Here is a 585-nt window from a genome sequence, read left to right as displayed (position 1 = left end):
AACATCCCCAGCGGAAAGGCTTGCCGCAATGGACTCTTGAGGAATACCATCTGGATAAGCGGCTTTTCCTATACGTTCCCCGAAACCTTCCGACTCTAAACTTTTTATCACTCTCATAGCAGATTCAGGAGTTAAAGGCTCATCTTTTCTACCGTAAAGAACTTTTCTTCTCTTCATTTTCAACCTTCTTTTTTGAAGCAAGGGAGCTTTTTTCAGCCTTACTCCTCTGAGCGATTACCAGAAGAACCTGTTTCCTTTTTAGAAACCTCTTCAGAATGCCCCTCCCAACCATGCTCTCGTAAAAAATCTTCTAACTGACCCCAACTTTGTTCTAAAATATCATCTGTAATCTCAAAACCCATAGGGATATTTTTTTCTATAGCTTCCGATAACGGAATTTTTATTAACGCCATACTAACCTCCTTGCCCTAAATTAACGGAAGTATCAGAAGAAGGGATATTATTCTCATCAGGAACTTCGGAAGATTGAACAAGTTGCTGGTTTTTCTGATTTGCCAACAAAGCATCATACTCTTTTTCCGCATTTTCTAAATCGGCTATCACCGCATTTGCGGCTTCTTCAAG

General features: G+C 40.2%; 1 protein-coding gene. It reads right to left on the bottom strand.

Annotation, left to right across the window (positions count from 1 at the left end):
* Positions 1 to 218: 218 nt before the first annotated feature.
* Positions 219 to 413, bottom strand: a complete 195-nt coding sequence (locus ACYVTD_RS15670) for a hypothetical protein (protein ID WP_461248623.1) — start codon at positions 411 to 413, stop codon at positions 219 to 221.
* Positions 414 to 585 lie beyond the last annotated feature (172 nt).

The sequence above is a fragment of the Treponema sp. R6D11 genome (assembly GCF_054786075.1).
Note: the sequence above shows the minus strand (reverse complement) of the source record. Positions and strands in the feature narration are given on the sequence as shown.